General features: G+C 37.0%; 13 protein-coding genes. 8 read left to right on the top strand and 5 right to left on the bottom strand.

Annotated features, from left to right (window positions below; translation table 11 throughout):
• Window positions 1–415: 415 nt before the first annotated feature.
• Together A0J48_RS18465 and A0J48_RS18470 are read left to right on the top strand one after the other, a co-directional pair.
• A complete protein-coding gene (locus tag A0J48_RS18465; protein ID WP_200325611.1) occupies window positions 416–1,936 on the top strand; it encodes a YcjF family protein in 1,521 nt (506 codons plus the stop codon).
• 815 nt (window positions 1,937–2,751) lie between these two features.
• Window positions 2,752–4,530 (top strand): serine/threonine-protein kinase, encoded by a 1,779-nt coding sequence (locus A0J48_RS18470; protein ID WP_200325613.1) that lies wholly within the window; start codon window positions 2,752–2,754, stop codon window positions 4,528–4,530.
• Between the two features lie 171 nt (window positions 4,531–4,701).
• Here A0J48_RS18470 and A0J48_RS18475 read toward each other — a convergent pair whose 3' ends face one another.
• On the bottom strand, window positions 4,702–6,816 hold the full coding sequence (locus tag A0J48_RS18475; RefSeq protein ID WP_200325615.1) for a serine/threonine-protein kinase: 2,115 nt from the start codon (window positions 6,814–6,816) through the stop codon (window positions 4,702–4,704).
• Between the two features lie 168 nt (window positions 6,817–6,984).
• Between A0J48_RS18475 and A0J48_RS18480 the strand changes: the two genes are divergently transcribed.
• Window positions 6,985–7,680, top strand: a complete 696-nt coding sequence (locus A0J48_RS18480; protein WP_200325617.1) for a rhomboid family intramembrane serine protease — start codon at window positions 6,985–6,987, stop codon at window positions 7,678–7,680.
• A gap of 187 nt (window positions 7,681–7,867) precedes the next feature.
• Here the strand turns inward: A0J48_RS18480 and dnaA are convergent, their stop codons facing one another.
• The gene (gene dnaA, locus A0J48_RS18485; RefSeq protein WP_200325619.1) at window positions 7,868–9,244 is read right to left on the bottom strand and encodes a chromosomal replication initiator protein DnaA; all 1,377 of its coding nucleotides are present in this window, start codon (window positions 9,242–9,244) and stop codon (window positions 7,868–7,870) included.
• 140 nt (window positions 9,245–9,384) lie between these two features.
• On the opposite strand from dnaA, the gene A0J48_RS18490 reads away from it, so the two are divergent.
• Together A0J48_RS18490 and def are read left to right on the top strand one after the other, a co-directional pair.
• Window positions 9,385–10,644 carry an HhoA/HhoB/HtrA family serine endopeptidase gene (locus tag A0J48_RS18490; RefSeq protein WP_200325621.1) on the top strand — a complete coding sequence of 420 codons (1,260 nt, stop codon included), beginning with the start codon at window positions 9,385–9,387 and terminating at the stop codon, window positions 10,642–10,644.
• A 57-nt stretch (window positions 10,645–10,701) separates the two neighbouring features.
• The gene (gene def, locus A0J48_RS18495; protein ID WP_200325623.1) at window positions 10,702–11,229 is read left to right on the top strand and encodes a peptide deformylase; all 528 of its coding nucleotides are present in this window, start codon (window positions 10,702–10,704) and stop codon (window positions 11,227–11,229) included.
• 95 nt (window positions 11,230–11,324) lie between these two features.
• Here def and A0J48_RS18500 read toward each other — a convergent pair whose 3' ends face one another.
• The gene (locus A0J48_RS18500) at window positions 11,325–12,260 is read right to left on the bottom strand and encodes an RpnC/YadD family protein (protein ID WP_200325625.1); all 936 of its coding nucleotides are present in this window, start codon (window positions 12,258–12,260) and stop codon (window positions 11,325–11,327) included.
• A gap of 165 nt (window positions 12,261–12,425) precedes the next feature.
• On the opposite strand from A0J48_RS18500, the gene A0J48_RS18505 reads away from it, so the two are divergent.
• The gene (locus tag A0J48_RS18505; RefSeq protein WP_200325627.1) at window positions 12,426–13,184 is read left to right on the top strand and encodes a transposase; all 759 of its coding nucleotides are present in this window, start codon (window positions 12,426–12,428) and stop codon (window positions 13,182–13,184) included.
• A 95-nt stretch (window positions 13,185–13,279) separates the two neighbouring features.
• Here A0J48_RS18505 and A0J48_RS18510 read toward each other — a convergent pair whose 3' ends face one another.
• Entirely contained in the window at window positions 13,280–14,362 is a 1,083-nt protein-coding gene (locus A0J48_RS18510) for a GUN4 domain-containing protein (RefSeq protein ID WP_234301012.1), read from the bottom strand.
• A gap of 33 nt (window positions 14,363–14,395) precedes the next feature.
• A complete protein-coding gene (locus A0J48_RS18515) occupies window positions 14,396–15,829 on the bottom strand; it encodes a P-loop NTPase fold protein (RefSeq protein WP_200325629.1) in 1,434 nt (477 codons plus the stop codon).
• Window positions 15,830–16,151: 322 nt separating this feature from the next.
• On the opposite strand from A0J48_RS18515, the gene A0J48_RS18520 reads away from it, so the two are divergent.
• Both A0J48_RS18520 and A0J48_RS18525 read left to right on the top strand, forming a co-directional pair.
• On the top strand, window positions 16,152–16,439 hold the full coding sequence (locus tag A0J48_RS18520) for a DUF5132 domain-containing protein (protein WP_200325631.1): 288 nt from the start codon (window positions 16,152–16,154) through the stop codon (window positions 16,437–16,439).
• A gap of 182 nt (window positions 16,440–16,621) precedes the next feature.
• A complete protein-coding gene (locus A0J48_RS18525; protein ID WP_200325633.1) occupies window positions 16,622–17,137 on the top strand; it encodes an HMA2 domain-containing protein in 516 nt (171 codons plus the stop codon).
• Window position 17,138 lies beyond the last annotated feature (1 nt).

Consider the following 17,138-nt stretch of genomic DNA (forward strand, 5'->3'; position numbering starts at 1 on the left):
CTACAAAGGGACTTCCAACTAAAAAAAATATTCCATGGTTTGGGTCAGCCGGGGAAGCAGGGGGCGAAGGGGGCGTAGGGGAGGAAGAATCTCATACTCATCTTGGTTCTCACTCATTGAATAATTTATTTTCTGGAAGTCCCAAAAACCTGATTTTTCGTTATTTTGCGTAAGTCCGATAAAGGTACAAATTTTGATGACAAAGTCTTGCACCAAAAGGGTTGTACTGCTGACTGCTGACCGCTGACTGCCGACCGCTGACTGCTGAAAGCTGCTGTAATTGGTGTTCGCAGTTGATCAGGACTATGTAAGATCGAAAGAAGGGTGTAGGGTGTAGGGTGTGAGTGAGAAAAATAAATTCTGTCTTCTACCTCCTACCTTCTTTTACTCCTAACTGCTAACTGTTTTGCCATTCATGCCTCTGTCCCGCATAGTTACTATCATTGTTGGTCTGATTATTATCTTGGGGTTGGCCCTGTGGCTGATTGATTCACTGTCACGGCTGTACTGGCAGTTATCCTATTCTCCCCTATTAGGTAATCTGCTGCTGTTACTGCTGATTCTGCTTTTGGGAGGATTAGTTGCGGCCTTCATATATTATGTGTTGGTTTTGAGAACAGGTGAGGAAAAATCACGCCGTCATCGTAGACGAGTTACTCCTAGCCAAATTCCTGCGGCTAAATCTGATGCAGCTTCTAGCACTCTTCAAGCTGTGCGTCAACAGGTAGCACAAATTCAAGATGAAGTTACCCGTCAAGCTTTACTGAGTCGCACGAGGGAAATTGAAGCGAATTTAGCCAGGGGAGAAATTCAAGTCGTGGTGTTTGGGACGGGGAGTGCTGGTAAAACTTCCTTAGTGAATGCAATTATGGGGCGGATAGTGGGTGAAGTGAATGCACCAATGGGTACAACCCAGGTAGGTGAAACCTATTGTTTGCGCTTAAAGGGATTAGAACGAAAAATTTTAATTACTGATACACCAGGAATTTTAGAAGCAGGGGTAGCAGGAACAGAACGAGAACAACTGGCTAGGGCTTTGGCGACGGAAGCTGATTTACTGTTATTTGTGGTAGATAATGATTTACGGCGTTCTGAATATGAGCCGTTGAAAGGTTTAGCAGAAATTGGTAAGCGATCGCTCTTGGTTCTGAATAAAACTGATTTATATATAGAAGAAGATAAGGAAGCTATCTTGTCCAAGTTGCGGCATCGGGTACGAGAATTTATTGCTAGTAATGATGTGGTGGCGATCGCTGCTAATCCCCAACCCGCACAATTAGAAACTGGGGAAATGTTCCAACCAGAACCAGATATTGTCCCCCTGTTGCGACGCATGGCTTCTGTTTTACGGGCTGAAGGTGAAGATTTAGTTGCAGATAATATTCTCTTACAATCTCTGCGGTTAGGAGAAGAAGCCCGAAAATTGATTGATTCCCAGCGCCGCCGTCAAGCTGATAAAATTGTTGATAGATATCAATGGATTGGGGCTGGTGTGGTTTCTGTCACTCCTTTACCAGTTGTAGATTTACTCGCCACAGCCGCAGTTAACGCTCAAATGGTAGTAGAAATTGGTAGAGTTTACGGTTGTGATTTGAATATGGAACGGGGGCGAGAATTAGCCCTATCTTTAGGCAAAACTATTGCTGGTTTAGGCATAGTTAAGGGTGCAATTGAATTACTTTCTACTGCTTTGCAACTTCATGTTGCTACTTTCATTATTGGCAGAGCTATTCAAGGCGTAACAGCAGCTTATTTAACGCGTATTGCCGGTAAAAGCTTTATAGAATATTTTCGTCACGACCAAGATTGGGGTGATGGAGGGATGACAGAAGTAGTACAGCAACAGTTTCAGATTAACCGCCGAGATGAGTTTATCAAAGTATTCATCCAAGAAGCGATCGCTAAAGTCGTTAAACCGTTAACAGATAGGGAATAGGCTGTAGGGTGTAGGGGGAGAATCAGGGACTTCCAACTAAAAAAATATTCCATCGTTTGGGTCAGCAGGGGAAGCAGGGGGCGCTGGGGAGGAAGAATCTCATACTCATATTGGTTCTCACTCATTGAATAATTTAATTTCTGGAAGTCCCTAACAACTGATCACTGTTAATTGTTAATTGTTAAGAAATATTTCGCAAATAGCATCCCCAAAATATAACCAGGGGTACAAGTTGTCATGGATTTAAATCTCTAGACTTCCTAATGAAATCAATCAACAATTATCAACCAAAATTCCCAAATTGGTTTCAACCAAAATTCCCAAATGGGTTGAAATACTGATGTATCTGATTAAATCCGTATGTTAATAGCGATCGCTCTCGTTAGATATCACTTTTTGATCTGTAAATACTTGAGATAAAACCCTGCTACCTCAGACCCCTACTACCTCAGACCCCTACTACCTCAGACCCCTACTACCTCAGACCCCTTATCATTAAACGTAATTTAAAGCACAGTGATAGTTAGTAAAAATATTGCATAATTAATCTTGGCACTTGGGAAATAAGCGTGAATTATGTGTAGTTTATTTCACATCTCTCCCAATGTCACCCATGCACGTCTAAAGCTGATAATCCTTGATATTACGTCACTTTTGCTGATTTTTTAGGCAATACACCAGTTAACAAGTAGGAATTTTTGGAACTATCCCTAATTTAAAGCTACAAAGAATTATTTTTCGGTATTCCGGAAACAGTTAGGAAATTCAGAAGAGGTAGGTAACAACTTATGTAAGAATTTCTCAGTAAGGAACTTATGACTCAGCCAACCGTCTCTCAATTGTTACAAGGACGTTACCAAATCATTCAAAGCCTTGGTGCAGGGGTATTTGGACAAACTTATATTGCTGAAGATGTAGACTATCCAGAAAAACCCAGATATGTTGTCAAACAGCTAAAAGTTAACAATTATCAATCCAATTCATACTTTGACTACTTGAGACTACGGTTTCTGACAGAAACTGAAACTCTTAAGCATTTAGGACAGCATGATCAAATCCCTCAACTTATCACCTGTTTTGAAGAAAATGAGCGATTTTATTTAGTACAGGAATATATTTCTGGACAACCTTTATCTGTAGAATTAAAACAAAATCAACAAAAGGGACACAAATGGACTACAGCCGAAGCTATGGCGTTTCTCGAAGATGCTTTAGGTATTCTTGAATTTGTTCATTCTCAAGGATTCATTCATTGTGATATCAAACCAGAAAACCTAATTCGACGTTATAGTGATGGGAAATTAGTATTAATTGATTTTGGTTCAATTCAACCGATTGACTTTAGCACTGATACAGAATTACCCATTTCCCAAATTCCCGTAACATCATTGGGTTACATACCACCAGAACAATTTCTTGGTCAAACACAACCCAATAGTGATATTTATGCTTTGGGAATGATTGCTCTCCAAGGTCTAACAGGATTAACACCGCTGCAATTAAAAATTGACCCTGCTAAACATGATTTGCCTTGGTATGCTGACGATACGGAAATTGATGATTATCTGACAGTTTTTATCAGTCAAATGATTCGCTATAATTATCAAGAGCGTTTTCAGTCCGCCAGCGAAGCAATCTGGGTATTTCAGCACATTACCTGGAAACATCAAACAGAAGTAATTGTCCCCCCCCAACCTCCCACAATTTCCCAAACAAAACCTGTTGAAAATCAAAATCATAAATCAGAACCATTATTAGCAGGAATGCGATGGGGAATTATGATTAATTCTTTAGTGGTTGGTGTGGGAGTATATGCGTTAGCTAGTAACTCTCAATCCCACTCAGAAACAGGAATTTTATCTCAAGCCATAGCAGAATATCAATCTGGGAATTTAGAACAAGCTATTAATTTAGCTAAATCTATTCCTGGATACAGTAATGTCTACCCAGAAGCTCAAGATACAATTGCCGAATGGCAAAAGCAATGGCAAACTGATACAGAAAATTATTTAGTAGCTGAACAAGCTTTAAATGAAGGTAAATTGTCAGAAGCAATGCGAGTTGTTCCGCAAATTCCTCACACTTTATATTGGCGTTCTAAAAGAGAAAAAATAATTGAACAAACCCAAGCTGACCTAGAAGCAGAAACACATCAGCTATTAAATTTAGCTTATGAAAAAGCTGAAAGCAAGGATTTTGCGGCTGCTTTAGAATATTTACGTCAAATTCCTCCTGAAACTTCTGCGGGTGCTATAGTCCAAAAAAAGTTGATTGAATACAATCAAAAACGACAAATGAGAGCCGGATTTTATTTACATAAAGCCTATGAAAAAGCTTTAGTAAATGACTTCGCTAGTGCCATCAAATTTCTCGAAAAAATTCCCCAAGATAGCGAAGTTTATTATCAAGCTAAAATCAAATTGAGAGAATATAAAGAAAAGCAGCAGATTCGAGAAAAAATTCAAAGAATGGTCAAACAGAAAAAAATGTCTGTTATTAATCAATCCACTAAATTTGGCCAGATAGACTCAAATAGCAAAACTGCATATTTTCCCTCACCAGATTATCCACAGGAAATCAATATCAGCACTTAGTAAGGTTCAACTTAATTTATTGGGCTTCTCTGGTTTAATCTTATTTAAAGTTATTTAATAGTCTCTAAAAATTTGTATTATAGCAACAGCTAAGGTGGTTAAGACATCAACAGATGATAAAACGTAGACAGTAAAAGCCTTTTAACTCTGTCACCTGTCACCTGTCACCTGTCACCTGTCACCTGCTATAGGCGATCGCAAAGTCGGTACAATGACAGGGCGGGACTTTTGCTGTGGTAATTGACTTTCTATTTGCTTGAGTGCTTCTATTGCTTGTTGGTAATCCGGTTTGTATTTAATAGCTTGTTGATAAGAATATCTAGCTTCTGGATATTGTTCTAACTTTAATAAAGTATTACCTCTACTGTACCAACTTTCATAATGATTTTTTTGGTAGCGAACTGCCTTATTATAAGATGTTAGAGCTTCTTCATATTGTTGTAAGTTATATTGTGAATTACCCAAATTATACCACACTAGATAGTTATTCTTTCTTAAAGAAATAGCTTGATTGTAAGCTTCTATTGCTTCTGCATAGCGTTGACTTTGATGTAATGACCATCCCAAACTATACCAAGCTTGATAGTTACTAGAATTATATTTAATCACTTGTCTAAAAGAATCAATTGCGTCTGTATATCGTCGTAAAGTAATCAAAATATTGCCTTTAGAAGACCAAGCTTGATCATGGTTTGGCTGATACTGCACCACTTGACTGTATGCTTTTAAAGCATCTTCATAGCGGTTTAAATTGACTAAAGAATTCCCCAAATTATACAAAGCTGCTGTATAGTCTGGTTTTAGTTCTATTGCTTTTGTATAAGCTGTAATTGCATCATCATATTGTTGGAGGTTTTGCAAGGATAAGCCTTTTTTATACCAAAAATCATAATTTTCTGGTTGTAATTCAATTGCTTGGTCATAAGACTTAATAGCATTATTATATTGGTGTAAATTTCTGAAAGCGTCACCTTTAGCATTCCACAATACTGGATAATCATCTTTGATTTGTAAAGCTTGATCAAAAGCAGAAATTGCTTCTGAATATCGCTGTAAACTTGCTAATACTAAACCTCTATCAGTCCAAGCTTCCAAATAATCAGGCTGAAGTTGAATTGCTTTATCATAAGCTATGAGTGATTCTTGATATTTTTTTAGTTTAAATAATGCTTTACCTTGACCATACCATCCTTGAGGATAAGTAGGTTTTATATTCACTACCTGTTCATAAATTGCCAGTGCGTCTTCATAACGTTGTAATTGTAAAAGTGTATTTCCTTGGTTATATAATTCTGTGGCATTTTGAGAATTAATTTTGTTGAAAATATATATTGATGCTGTTCCCGTCATTCCCAGTAACAATATACCTAATGTTAATTGGATCAATAATTTTTTGTTAAATGATTGAGGTTTGATATTATTAATTTGAGCAGCAGGACTGAAGACTATTGTTCCAGAAAGAGGTTTAATTAATTCTCTTAGTGCTGCTAGGGCTACAGTTGCTGAAGCATACCTTTGACGAAAATCATAACAAACCATTTTATCTAAAAATTCTGCAAATTCTGGTGTCACTTTGGTATAATCACGCCACATAATTTCATTAGTATCTGGATCTTTTGCTAATTGGTGAGGTAATAGTCCGGTGATAGCTTGAATACCAATAATTCCCAAAGCATAGATATCACTACTTAATTTTGGTGATCCTTGTGCTTGTTCTCCAGGAATATAACCAGGTGTACCAATAGCAACAGTAGATTGAGTTTGACCTGTGGGAGTAATTACTTGAGTAGTGATTTCTTTAACTGCCCCAAAATCAATTAAAATTAACTTACTATCTTGCTCCCTTCTTAATATATTGCGTGGATTCACATCACGGTGAATTACCTTTTGTTGATGCACAAAATCTAAAATTTCTAAAATTTCTTGTAACAGCAAAATCACTTCATCTTGACAGAGAGTTTTTCCTGGTGGTAACTCTTGACTTAAATCCTGACTGGGAATAAATTCTTGGACAAGATAGAACTCAGCATTTTCTTCAAAGTATGCTAAAAGTTGGGGAATGCGGTCATGAGTTCCTAATTTATATAAAACCTGCGCTTCTGTATCAAATAACCTTCTAGCTATTTCCAAAGTTGCCGTATTGGCCGACTGAGGCTTGAGTTTCTTGACAACACACTGAGGTGAACCAGGTAAATGAGTATCATAAGCAACGTAAGTTTCGCCAAATCCCCCTCCTCCCAAGCGGCTAATAATTTGGTATCTTCCAACAAGTGTGTTTCCTATCATTTCCGTTGTCTAGTCAAGTGCAGTATTACATCATTACAATCTTGCCACAGCAAACTGGGGACTGGGGAAGAAGAGGGTGTAGGGTGTTAAGAATTTAGAATGTAGAATGTAGAATTTAGAATTACGAATTACGAATTACGCATTACGAATTACGCATTACGAATTATCATGATTCCTATTAGTGATAACATTCAGAGTTGGAAAAAGCCAATTATTACTTCTTGGTTGATTGGCATGAATATTTTGATCTTTTTCTGGGAACTGCAACTCGATACTAGCGGTAAATTAGGCGATTTTGTTAATACTTGGGGGATAATTCCCGAACAGACCAATACAGCAATAACAAATGCAATTTTTTATAATTCAGCAGCTTGGATAGTTGTATTCTGGCGTTTACTTGCTCTACCGATTTCGCTATTTTTGCATAGTAGTTTTAGTCAAATTTTAGGTAATCTGCTGTTTTTATGGGTTTTTGGTAAGACAGTGGAAAGGATTTTGGGACAACAAAGATATTTATTGCTTTACATAGTTGCTGGTATTTTTTCTGGAATGATCCAAATTTTTATGGCATCAAAGTTAACAGTTCCCGTAATTGGGGCTAATGGTGCGATCGCATCTATTTTAGGAGCTTATATTATCAAATATCCAAAAACCAAAATATATTCTGTTTTACCTTTAATTTTTATCTTTATTCCAGTTGATATTCCCGCATTTTTATATTTATTTTGGTGGTTTATTCAGCAGTCATTTTATGGCATTGGGAGTTTAAATATTCCTGGTGGTGTGAGTAATCTTGGTTATTGGGGACAATTGGCGGCATTGGTGACAGGTGCAGCTTTTATGCGAATGGTACAACGACGTTGAAATAATTTGTAATAGAGCCTAGGACTCCTGTAAAAAATTTATTCAAAAAAGATTTGAGATATCGCAACAGCCAAAGTAAGGACATCAACAGATGATAAAACCTAGACCGTAATAGCCTTTTAAATCTGTCACCTGTCACCTGTCACCTGTCACCTGTCACCTGTCACCTGCTATATCCTCCAAACACTTACTTCTGATAACGACTATTTATGTGAATGCGATCGCTCAATTGACCTAAAGTTTGAGCTAAAGTCCGGTCTGTTTCTTGCAGTTGGGTAATTTTTTCGCAACTATACATCACCGTTGTATGGTCTTTACCACCAAATTCCTCACCAATTCTTGGTAAACTTAATCCTGTATATTGACGCATTAAATACATAGCAATTTGTCTAGCCCAGCTAATTTCTCTTTTGCGAGAATTACCTTTTAAATCTTCAATTGATAAATTAAAAAAATCTGCTACTACATTTAAAATGACCTCTGGTGTTGATTCCGTCTTCTGGCTAGGTGTGCCTAAAACTGGAGTAATATTTTCCACCGTCATTGGTAAACCCCAAATAGAAATATAAGCCAGCGCCCGAATTAATGCCCCTTCCAACTCTCGAATATTTGAAGTATAATTATAAGCGATATATTCAATCACATCTCTGGGTAATCGAATATTTTCATACTCAGCTTTTTTCTGTAAAATCGCCATGCGTGTTTCTAAATCCGGTGGTTGAATATCCGCAATTAAACCCATTGAAAACCGTGAACAAAGGCGTTCTTGCAGGCTAGGAATTTGTTTAGGAGGACGGTCAGAAGCAATCACCACTTGTTTACCAGCTTCATGTAAAGTATTAAAAGTATGAAAAAATTCTTCTTGAGTATATTCTTTCCCTTCCAGAAATTGAATATCATCAACTAACAAAACATCTGCCGCCCGGTAATGCTCCCGAAAAGTTTGCATACTATCATTACGAATAGCCGTAATTAAATCATTAGTAAACTGCTCAGTCGAAACATAAAATACTTTAGAATCCGGATCAATTTCCCAGCGATAATTACCAATAGCTTGCATTAAATGAGTTTTCCCCAAACCCACACCACCGCATAAAAATAAAGGATTAAATTCTCTACCGGGATATTCTGCTACTGCTAAAGCAGCGGCATGAGCCATACGATTATTAGCACCAACCACAAATCTGGAAAAAACGTACTTAGAATTTAATTCTGTATTTTTTTGTTGTTTTTTGGACACATTTGGGGTTATGAGATTGTCTGCTGGTAATTCCCAACCTACCTCTTGTTTAGCCAAAGGAGAAACTTCATCACCTTGAGCCACCGTAATGTAAATTTCTACTGGATAACCCACAATATCTTGCACGACATTAGCAATAGTGTTGATGTAATACTTCTGAAGCCAATTCCTCGCAAACAGGTTAGGAGTACATATCACCAAGCAATTATTTTCTAGTTGCGTCGCACTAGCAGTTTTGATCCAAGTCTCAAAGGTAGGACGAGATAGCTCTAGCTGTAACCGCTCTAGCACCTGACTCCACAGCTTGTCTATGGGAATTTCCATAATTTACAACCTTTGCTGCTAATCGCCACAATAGAAAATATGAACAAGCAATAGTTTAACTTTAAACTGTAATCATTCTGGTATAAACCAGGTAGGTAATATCCTAGCATCCACTGACTAACACGGAGAATAAAGCAAATATGAAGACAAATAACAATCACTTAGCACCCACAAATATTGATACCAAGTTTTTAACCCACACATCAGCAACTAAACCAAGAGGGTGGATATTAATCACTGGTTTAACCGCAGTGCTTCTTAGTAGCTGTTCTAACCTGAATAGCAGAACCTTAGAAGTAGAAAAGAGTATTGCTCAAGTCCAAAAGACTACTGCTCCCACTTCAGTAATTATGCCACCTGCTATTATTGCCTCCTCCGGCGACCCTAACTTTGTAGTCGGAGTAGTACAAAAAGTAGGCGGTGCTGTTGTACGCATTGATTCTGCTAGAACCGTCACATCTCAAGCCCCAGATCAATTTTCTGATCCATTTTTCCGCCGATTTTTTGGTGACAGAATCCCACAAGAAAGACAAAGAGTAGAAAGAGGTAGCGGTTCTGGATTTATTATTAATTCATCTGGACAAATTTTAACCAATTCTCATGTTGTAGATGGTGCAGATAAAGTTACAGTTACACTCAAAGATGGACGGACTTTTGATGGTAAAGTCTTGGGAGAAGACCCAGTAACAGATGTGGCAGTAATTCAAATTGATGCTAATAATTTACCAGCTTTAGCTCTAGGAAATTCCAATAACTTGCAACCAGGAGAAGCGGTAATTGCTATTGGTAATCCTCTAGGTTTAAATAATACTGTAACTTCAGGAATTCTCAGTGCAACAGACCGTTCTAGTAGTGATATTGGTGCGATTGATAAACGGGTAGATTATTTACAAACAGATGCCGCAATTAATCCGGGAAACTCTGGTGGCCCATTGCTAAATGCTCGTGGTGAAGTCATAGGCATGAACACAGCTATTATTAAAGGCGCTCAAGGTTTAGGCTTTGCAATTCCTATTAATACGGCACAGAAAATTTCTCAAGAATTAATTAGCAAAGGCAGGGTAGATCATCCTTATTTGGGAGTACAAATGGCGACCTTAACACCAGAACTCAAGGAAAGAATAATTAGTAGATTTGGTGATAGAGTTAATTTAGTCGCAGACCAAGGAGTTTTGTTAGTTAGAATTGTTCCTGAATCACCAGCCGCAGTTGGTGGACTCAGACCTGGGGATGTGATCAAAAGCATTAATAATCAACCTGTTACTAAAGTAGAAGAAGTTCAAAGGCTAGTAGAAAATAGTCAAATTGGTACTCCTCTCCAAGTTCAAGTAGACCGGAATGGAAAAACGGCTCAGGTTACAGTCAAACCTGCACCTTTACCAGTTCGTTCTGAAAATTAATTTTTGGCATAACTTGTTTATTTAAATTCAGTGAAAATTAAATGAAGGGTGTTTATCATGGGTGAAACAGTACCAATTATTCAATTAGGCAATCCTACATTGCGCCAAAAAGCGGCTTGGGTTGAAAATATTCATGATGAGCATATTCAAAAACTCATTGATGATTTAATATTGACTGTTTCCCAAGCTAACGGTGTGGGAATTGCTGCACCTCAAGTAGCTGAATCATTACGTTTATTTATTGTTGCTTCCCGTCCTAACGCCAGATATCCAGATGCACCGGAAATGCAACCAACAGCAATGATAAATCCAAAAATTATCAGTCATTCAACGGAAATTGTCAAAGGCTGGGAAGGTTGTTTAAGTGTTCCCGGAATTAGGGGATTAGTTCCTAGACATCAAAGAATTGAAGTAGAGTATACAGACCGAAATGGAAATATTCAAAAACAAGAATTAACTGATTTTGTTGCCCGAATTTTTCAACATGAGTATGACCATTTAGAAGGAAAGGTATTTTTAGACAGGGTAGAATCTACTGAGGAATTGATGACTGAAGCTGAATATCAAGAAAGGATAGTTAAGTAGCCGACAGGTGAAAGGTGAGAGAAATTAAAAATAATAATCATCTCACCATTTGATTTTTGTTGATTTTTATTAATCTTTGAATAGCTAGTTTGTAGCTATTTTGTAAACCTCGCTAATAAATCTGCACGAGATAAATTTAAAAGCAAGGGAGTAAATTCTTCCCTGGACATAGCAATTACTTGATCAATAATGTTTGCTAATTCAGGATCAACTGCTCCAAACCGTACTTGTAAAATACTTTCCACCATAGCACGACGTTCTCTTATTTCTCCTTCTTCTCTTCCTTCTTGTCTTCCTTCTTGTCGTTGTTCTTCCTTGAGTTCTTCTAATAATTGTTGATACATTTCTGATAATTTCATAATCAACTCCCGATCATCTTGATCAATATCTTTTTCTTTTTGTTGACGTGCGGATAACATGGCAATTAGGTCATTTACTAATTTTATAACATTCTCCAACTGTGGATTATTCTTAGCTAGTGCTTCTAATTCTTCCACTGCTTGTCTTTGGACTTTTCCTCTACCTAATACTCTCAAAAACACTGTTTCTGGTGTACTGGGTAGTTGATGTATGACCACAATGCCAGTTTTTAAGACTTGACCGAGTAAATAAACTCCTTGACCCCATGTTTCTACATCTACAGTAGCATTACAACCAGCTAAAATGTCTTCTGATGCTGTGGGTGTAAATATCCATAAATGGGGTAGTTCGGTTTCATTAATTCGGGTATCGTTGCGTTTGCTTTGTCTTTCTATTTCTGCATGAATATCAAATAGTTTACCCATGCAACTGCGAATTTCACTTTTGCTGACTGCGTTACGGAATGGTTCAAATATGACCGATGCTGCATAAATCCCCATTTTTCCTAACAGTCCTAATTCTTCTATGTTTTCTGGAGATGTGGGAGTAAAGAATACATCAATTTGTCTCACTTCGGAAGTGATATCTTTACTCATTTCTACTTCACCGTAGGGTGTGAATAGTTCTGTAAGATATTGTTTGGAAAATTGGTCATGGATAAAGCGTGTCATTTTTCTGATTTTTAGGGACTTCCAAATAAAAAAATATTCAATTAATTATTGTAATTTTGGTGGGGTAGGCATCTTGCCTGCCCCTTGAACACGGACGGGCTAGAAGCCCATCCCACAAGATTAGATAATTTATTTCTTGGTCTCTTACCAAAATTGTTGTAAATTATGCCCCGAAATAAACGCCAAATACAAGCCGGATACTGTTATCACATCACAACTCGTTGCAACAATCGTGAGTTTAGACTGACTCGATTAGAATGTCGGGAAGTATTTTTATATGCAATTAATAAGGCTATCAATAAATACAAGTTTAAACTTTATGCTCTATGTATTATGAGCAATCATGTTCATTATCTATTAGAACCTGCCAAACCTGAAGATTTACCCAAAATTATGCACTGGCTAAATTGGTATACTGCTATGTGCTTTAATCGAATGCTTAATCGGACTGGACACTTTTGGGAAAAACGCTACCATAGCACAGGTTTTGATAAATCTGACCATAAACGCGCATTAAACACTTTACGCTACATTCACGCTAATCCTAAAGCCGCAGGAATGCAGACCGGATTTTTCTATGATTTTAGCAATTATGGCATTTATGACCGTTTAGGTGAAGATGGTTTAACTCAATGGCATCCGGCATTTTTAGCACTGGGTAAGAGTTTGGATGAGTGTGCAGCTAGATATCGTGGTTTCTGCAAAAAATACAAGCCAAAAGCAAAACCAGAATCAAAAAACCATTGGGGAAGCAAGCTTTTGGCAGGACTAAAGGTAACGGGAAAGAAGGGGAAGAAGCACTCACCAGGACAAATGAGGTTGCCTTGGGATGACTGGGAGGAGGCCAGCGACGAGGTGAAAGCGGTGGCAGAAAAGTTTGTTTTTGCTAACTGTTACCACCCACCAACACAAAAGCTAGACTAGCTGACAGTGCCAGGTATCGGAAAGCCAGACAGCGCATGACTTCGTGAAAAATAGCTTGTTGATAATTCTTAACAATTTTATGTAATGCTTACAGGTTACACTTTACAAGTCTCGACGCGAGAGAAGAAGAGATACCAACCGGAGACCGAACCCCTTCTCAACCTCTTTGCTGGGAGATGACCCCTTTGGGCATTCTCGCCTTCTTCTGTGGTGAAAGTTAGTTCATCATACATCAACCACCTTCCGTCTTTTCGCCATCCTACGCGATCGCCAAAATCTTGCCATATTTTCTCATTATATTCTCTTGTGCCGCCTAATTCTTGATAAATTTTCTTTTGGACAGAAAAGCCAAAGCGTTCTTCGCTGTATTTTACCCAAAGTTGGTCAATAATGTGGAGGTCGTGACAGGGGAAATTGTCGATATCTTCTACTGTTAAGTAGCCTTGTTTTTCTCGGTTAGCTACCTTGAGCATAACATTTAGTGTTTCTTCATCTGCCTCTCTCCATTTTTTCTCTTCTAGAAACTCCCGCAGTTTGAAATATTTAGCAGGTAGTTCAAAGAGTTTTGGTGAAACTTCCAGGAGTTTTTTTATCCCTTCATTTTTCAGACTATATTCATATTTAAGACTAATCCTATCATCTGAATTATCATTGTCATCCTTTCCATAGCAAAGTAATTCTGCTAGTTTTGGGTATGTGTTTACCCAGAAATGTGGATTACCGTGATTGGTATCCATCTGATTATTGCCTGTAGTTTCAGTATTCTGGGAATCATTGACTCCTTTAGATTGATTGAATTTATCAATAGCACAACTTTCTAATTTAGTAAGTAGTTCCCTATCTTTTTGCAGTTCATATAGAAGACGGGGATATTGGATAGTAATTGACATAAACTTACCTAATTGATATTGAGTTATTTGCTCTTTCTCTAATTTAACTCCAATGGAATAATAATACATATATGTTTGTAGCCTTAGTCTATTTATAAACTGCTTCAATCGACGGGGATTATTGTCAAGAAAAGGAGCAACCATTTTCCCCATTTCTGTTTCTTCTTTTTTATCTAAATCTTTTTTAATAATGGGAAAAATGGCTAAATCTGGACGGTTAGGTGTTGTCTCTTCTTGATTATTTGCTGGTGCTACTGTTGTGTTATTTGGTGATGATTTTTTATTCAAAATCTTCTTGATTACAGTTATTTGTAACTTGAACTAATCAACTGTTTTAGGAATAATGTTATAAGGAATCCCAAAAAATGTCTTTATGGGTAAATCTTTATTTACCTGATGAGTAGAATATAGTTCTGCGAAAAAGCCATCTAAACTATTTTCCGAAGGTTTAGGAAGTGTAAAGGATAATTGCACAAACTTCTCTAAATAACTAAAACCATAATCCAATTTCTTGCTTAAATTATGGTTTCCTGGTGTATCTTGGTTGTTTCCTCTAATAGAAGCTAAATAGGGAAGTACATTTTTCTGTTTATATGTTATTCCTGCTGCTACCTTTTCCCGATCCATACCCAAGATAAAAATTATCTGGGGGTCATTGGAAATCATCATATTTAATGCTTGTAGCAAATCAGCCGCTTTACCCAATTCACAACGGTCTAGGTCATCAATAAAAACATAAACTTTTTCATCTACTCCTATATAAGCTTCTACAATTTTTCTAAAGTCTTCATGGAACTTTTCTACAAAAGCAACTTGACTTTTATAATCAGGTGATTCCAGATATTGAGTTAAATCCATTTTCGGATCACCAATTAATTCTTTTAATTTAGAAAGAAGTTTACCTACTCCAGCTAATGAACCACCAGCACCACCAACTAATAATGAGAGAGTTAGTAAACTATCTGCATTTTTATCTTCAGATTTTTTATCATCTTTCTTTTCTTCTTTATCTGCTGTCTTTTGTGGTTGCTGGTCTTTTTTATCTTGCTTATTTTCTTGATTGTTTGGTTGACTGTCTTGTTTCTCTTCCTTGTCTTCATCCTTCGATTTTTCTGACTTTTCTAAAAGTTCTACTATCTGTTCAGAAAAGTTAGAAATCCCCGAATAACCTACTTTGAAAAACCCAACATATATAAAGGCTACAATAATACTAACAATTACACTACTGCTAACTACGGTATCGAAAAATTTAATCGGCTTTTCTTTTACTTCCAAGCGATTTATAAATAGTATAAAAGAACTCCATATATTAGGTATCCAATCAGATAAATCACGATTTCTAGATATTTCTTCTAAAAAAGATATGGCAAAAGTCGCCCAAAGAGATTCAGCTTTTTCATGTCTCCAAGCATTAAACCAAACTGTTTGAGTTTCTTGACCAAATCTTAATTGTAAAAATTGCCATATTTCTGACAAATCGCTGTCAATTTTCAGATTTTCCCAGACTTCTTTTAACTTTTTCTCCCTCACCTCTTTCGACTTGACTTTTATTTGTTCCTCCAGTTGCTTCATAAAAGAAGATTTACCACTACCCCATTCACCTTCAATAGAAATAGTTAGCGGTGGTTTGGTGTCAGGATGGGTTAAAAATTCAGTCATAGCGATGACATAGGGTGTCAACCCTAGACTATCTTTTCCCGCAGGTTGGTCGCTGATAGTAATATTATTTTGAGATTCTTCTGTAGATGCTGACATGGTGAGGCAAAGGCAGAAATCATAGTGATACTTCTGGTATAGTATCAGGTTAGAATGATGTTGTAAATATAGCTCAAGTTACGCAGAAATCAGGAATTTAATTTTTTTAGTTTCCTCAACACGATCAAATTGATACTGAGATTTTGAAATATAAAAACTCTGGCAATTTTATATCTTCGGCGATTTCCCAAAGTTGATATCACACTTCTGATTACATACTCCTGAAAACATCTATCAACAGCAAGATGATATAAATCTGGAAATTAGAGTAAATTAAAAAGCTTATGTGACCTGCTCCAATTTATGGGAGGTTGATTGAATTATGGCAAAAATTACTGATTTTGTAGAAGATGCCGGCGCACCTGGAATTATAGCCGGAATAGGCGCTGTTTTACTTGCACCTGTGGTAATTCCTGTGGTTGCAGGAATTGGTAAACCAATAGCTAAATCAATCGTTAAAAGCGGACTTGTTGCTTATGAAAAAAGCAAGGGAGCTTTTGCCGAATTGGGTGAAACTTGGGAAGATATTGTAGCCGAAGCTAGAGCAGAAATAGCAGAAGAAAAACATACACCAGCATTTGAAGCTGCTGAAACTCAATCTAATTCGTAATTCGTAATTCATAATTCGTAATTCAGTTCTGAGTTATGAATTATGAATTGTTCATAGTCAGGACTTACGCACGAGTCACGGAATATCGAACCGCAGAGGACGCAGAGAACACAGAGGAATAGGAGTTTGGGAGAGTTTTTGCGTAAGTCTTAATAGTAAAGGTTGAAAATATGAGATAAATTATGGAAATAACAAGTTTAAATAAACCATTTAATCCTATATCTACAAAAATTATCAGTGATACACCAGGAAGATTAAGGTTGAGAATTGCAACAGAAAATCGCCAACCTGAGAAAATCCAACATATCGCCAATTTTTTAACCGCACAACCGCACATTACTAATGTGCGAACTAATATCCATCATGGTAGCATTCTCATCAAGCATGATGGTAAAGCTGAAACTTTAGCAGAAATTTCTGCAATATTGCGAGATATAGGGATAATTTTTGCAGATATTACTCAAGGCAAAACTGAAGCAGCAACGGGTATATCTAATGCAGTAATTGACTTGAATCAACAAGTTGAATTCGCTACAAATGGTGCTGTTGATTTACGTTTCTTATTTCCCTTTGGATTGGGTCTCTTAGCTATGAGACAATTGATAGTGAAAGGTCTGCAATTAGAAGTAATTCCTTGGTATGTTTTAGCTTGGTATGCTTTTGATAGTTTCTTCAAACTGAATACAGGTGACAGGTGAC

This window comes from Sphaerospermopsis aphanizomenoides BCCUSP55, assembly GCF_001586785.1.
GTDB classification, from domain to species: domain Bacteria; phylum Cyanobacteriota; class Cyanobacteriia; order Cyanobacteriales; family Nostocaceae; genus Sphaerospermopsis_A; species Sphaerospermopsis_A aphanizomenoides_A.

Excerpts from the sequence above, each read along its gene's own strand:
- A0J48_RS18470 (WP_200325613.1), top strand. The coding sequence starts at position 2,752 with ATGACTCAGCCAACCGTCTCTCAATTGTTACAAGGACGTTACCAAATC.
- dnaA (WP_200325619.1), bottom strand. The coding sequence starts at position 9,244 with ATGGAAATTCCCATAGACAAGCTGTGGAGTCAGGTGCTAGAGCGGTTA.
- A0J48_RS18475 (WP_200325615.1), bottom strand. The coding sequence starts at position 6,816 with ATGATAGGAAACACACTTGTTGGAAGATACCAAATTATTAGCCGCTTG.
- A0J48_RS18490 (WP_200325621.1), top strand. The coding sequence starts at position 9,385 with ATGAAGACAAATAACAATCACTTAGCACCCACAAATATTGATACCAAG.
- A0J48_RS18480 (WP_200325617.1), top strand. The coding sequence starts at position 6,985 with ATGATTCCTATTAGTGATAACATTCAGAGTTGGAAAAAGCCAATTATT.
- A0J48_RS18515 (WP_200325629.1), bottom strand. The coding sequence starts at position 15,829 with ATGTCAGCATCTACAGAAGAATCTCAAAATAATATTACTATCAGCGAC.
- A0J48_RS18525 (WP_200325633.1), top strand. The coding sequence starts at position 16,622 with ATGGAAATAACAAGTTTAAATAAACCATTTAATCCTATATCTACAAAA.
- A0J48_RS18505 (WP_200325627.1), top strand. The coding sequence starts at position 12,426 with ATGCCCCGAAATAAACGCCAAATACAAGCCGGATACTGTTATCACATC.
- A0J48_RS18520 (WP_200325631.1), top strand. The coding sequence starts at position 16,152 with ATGGCAAAAATTACTGATTTTGTAGAAGATGCCGGCGCACCTGGAATT.
- def (WP_200325623.1), top strand. The coding sequence starts at position 10,702 with ATGGGTGAAACAGTACCAATTATTCAATTAGGCAATCCTACATTGCGC.
- A0J48_RS18465 (WP_200325611.1), top strand. The coding sequence starts at position 416 with ATGCCTCTGTCCCGCATAGTTACTATCATTGTTGGTCTGATTATTATC.
- A0J48_RS18500 (WP_200325625.1), bottom strand. The coding sequence starts at position 12,260 with ATGACACGCTTTATCCATGACCAATTTTCCAAACAATATCTTACAGAA.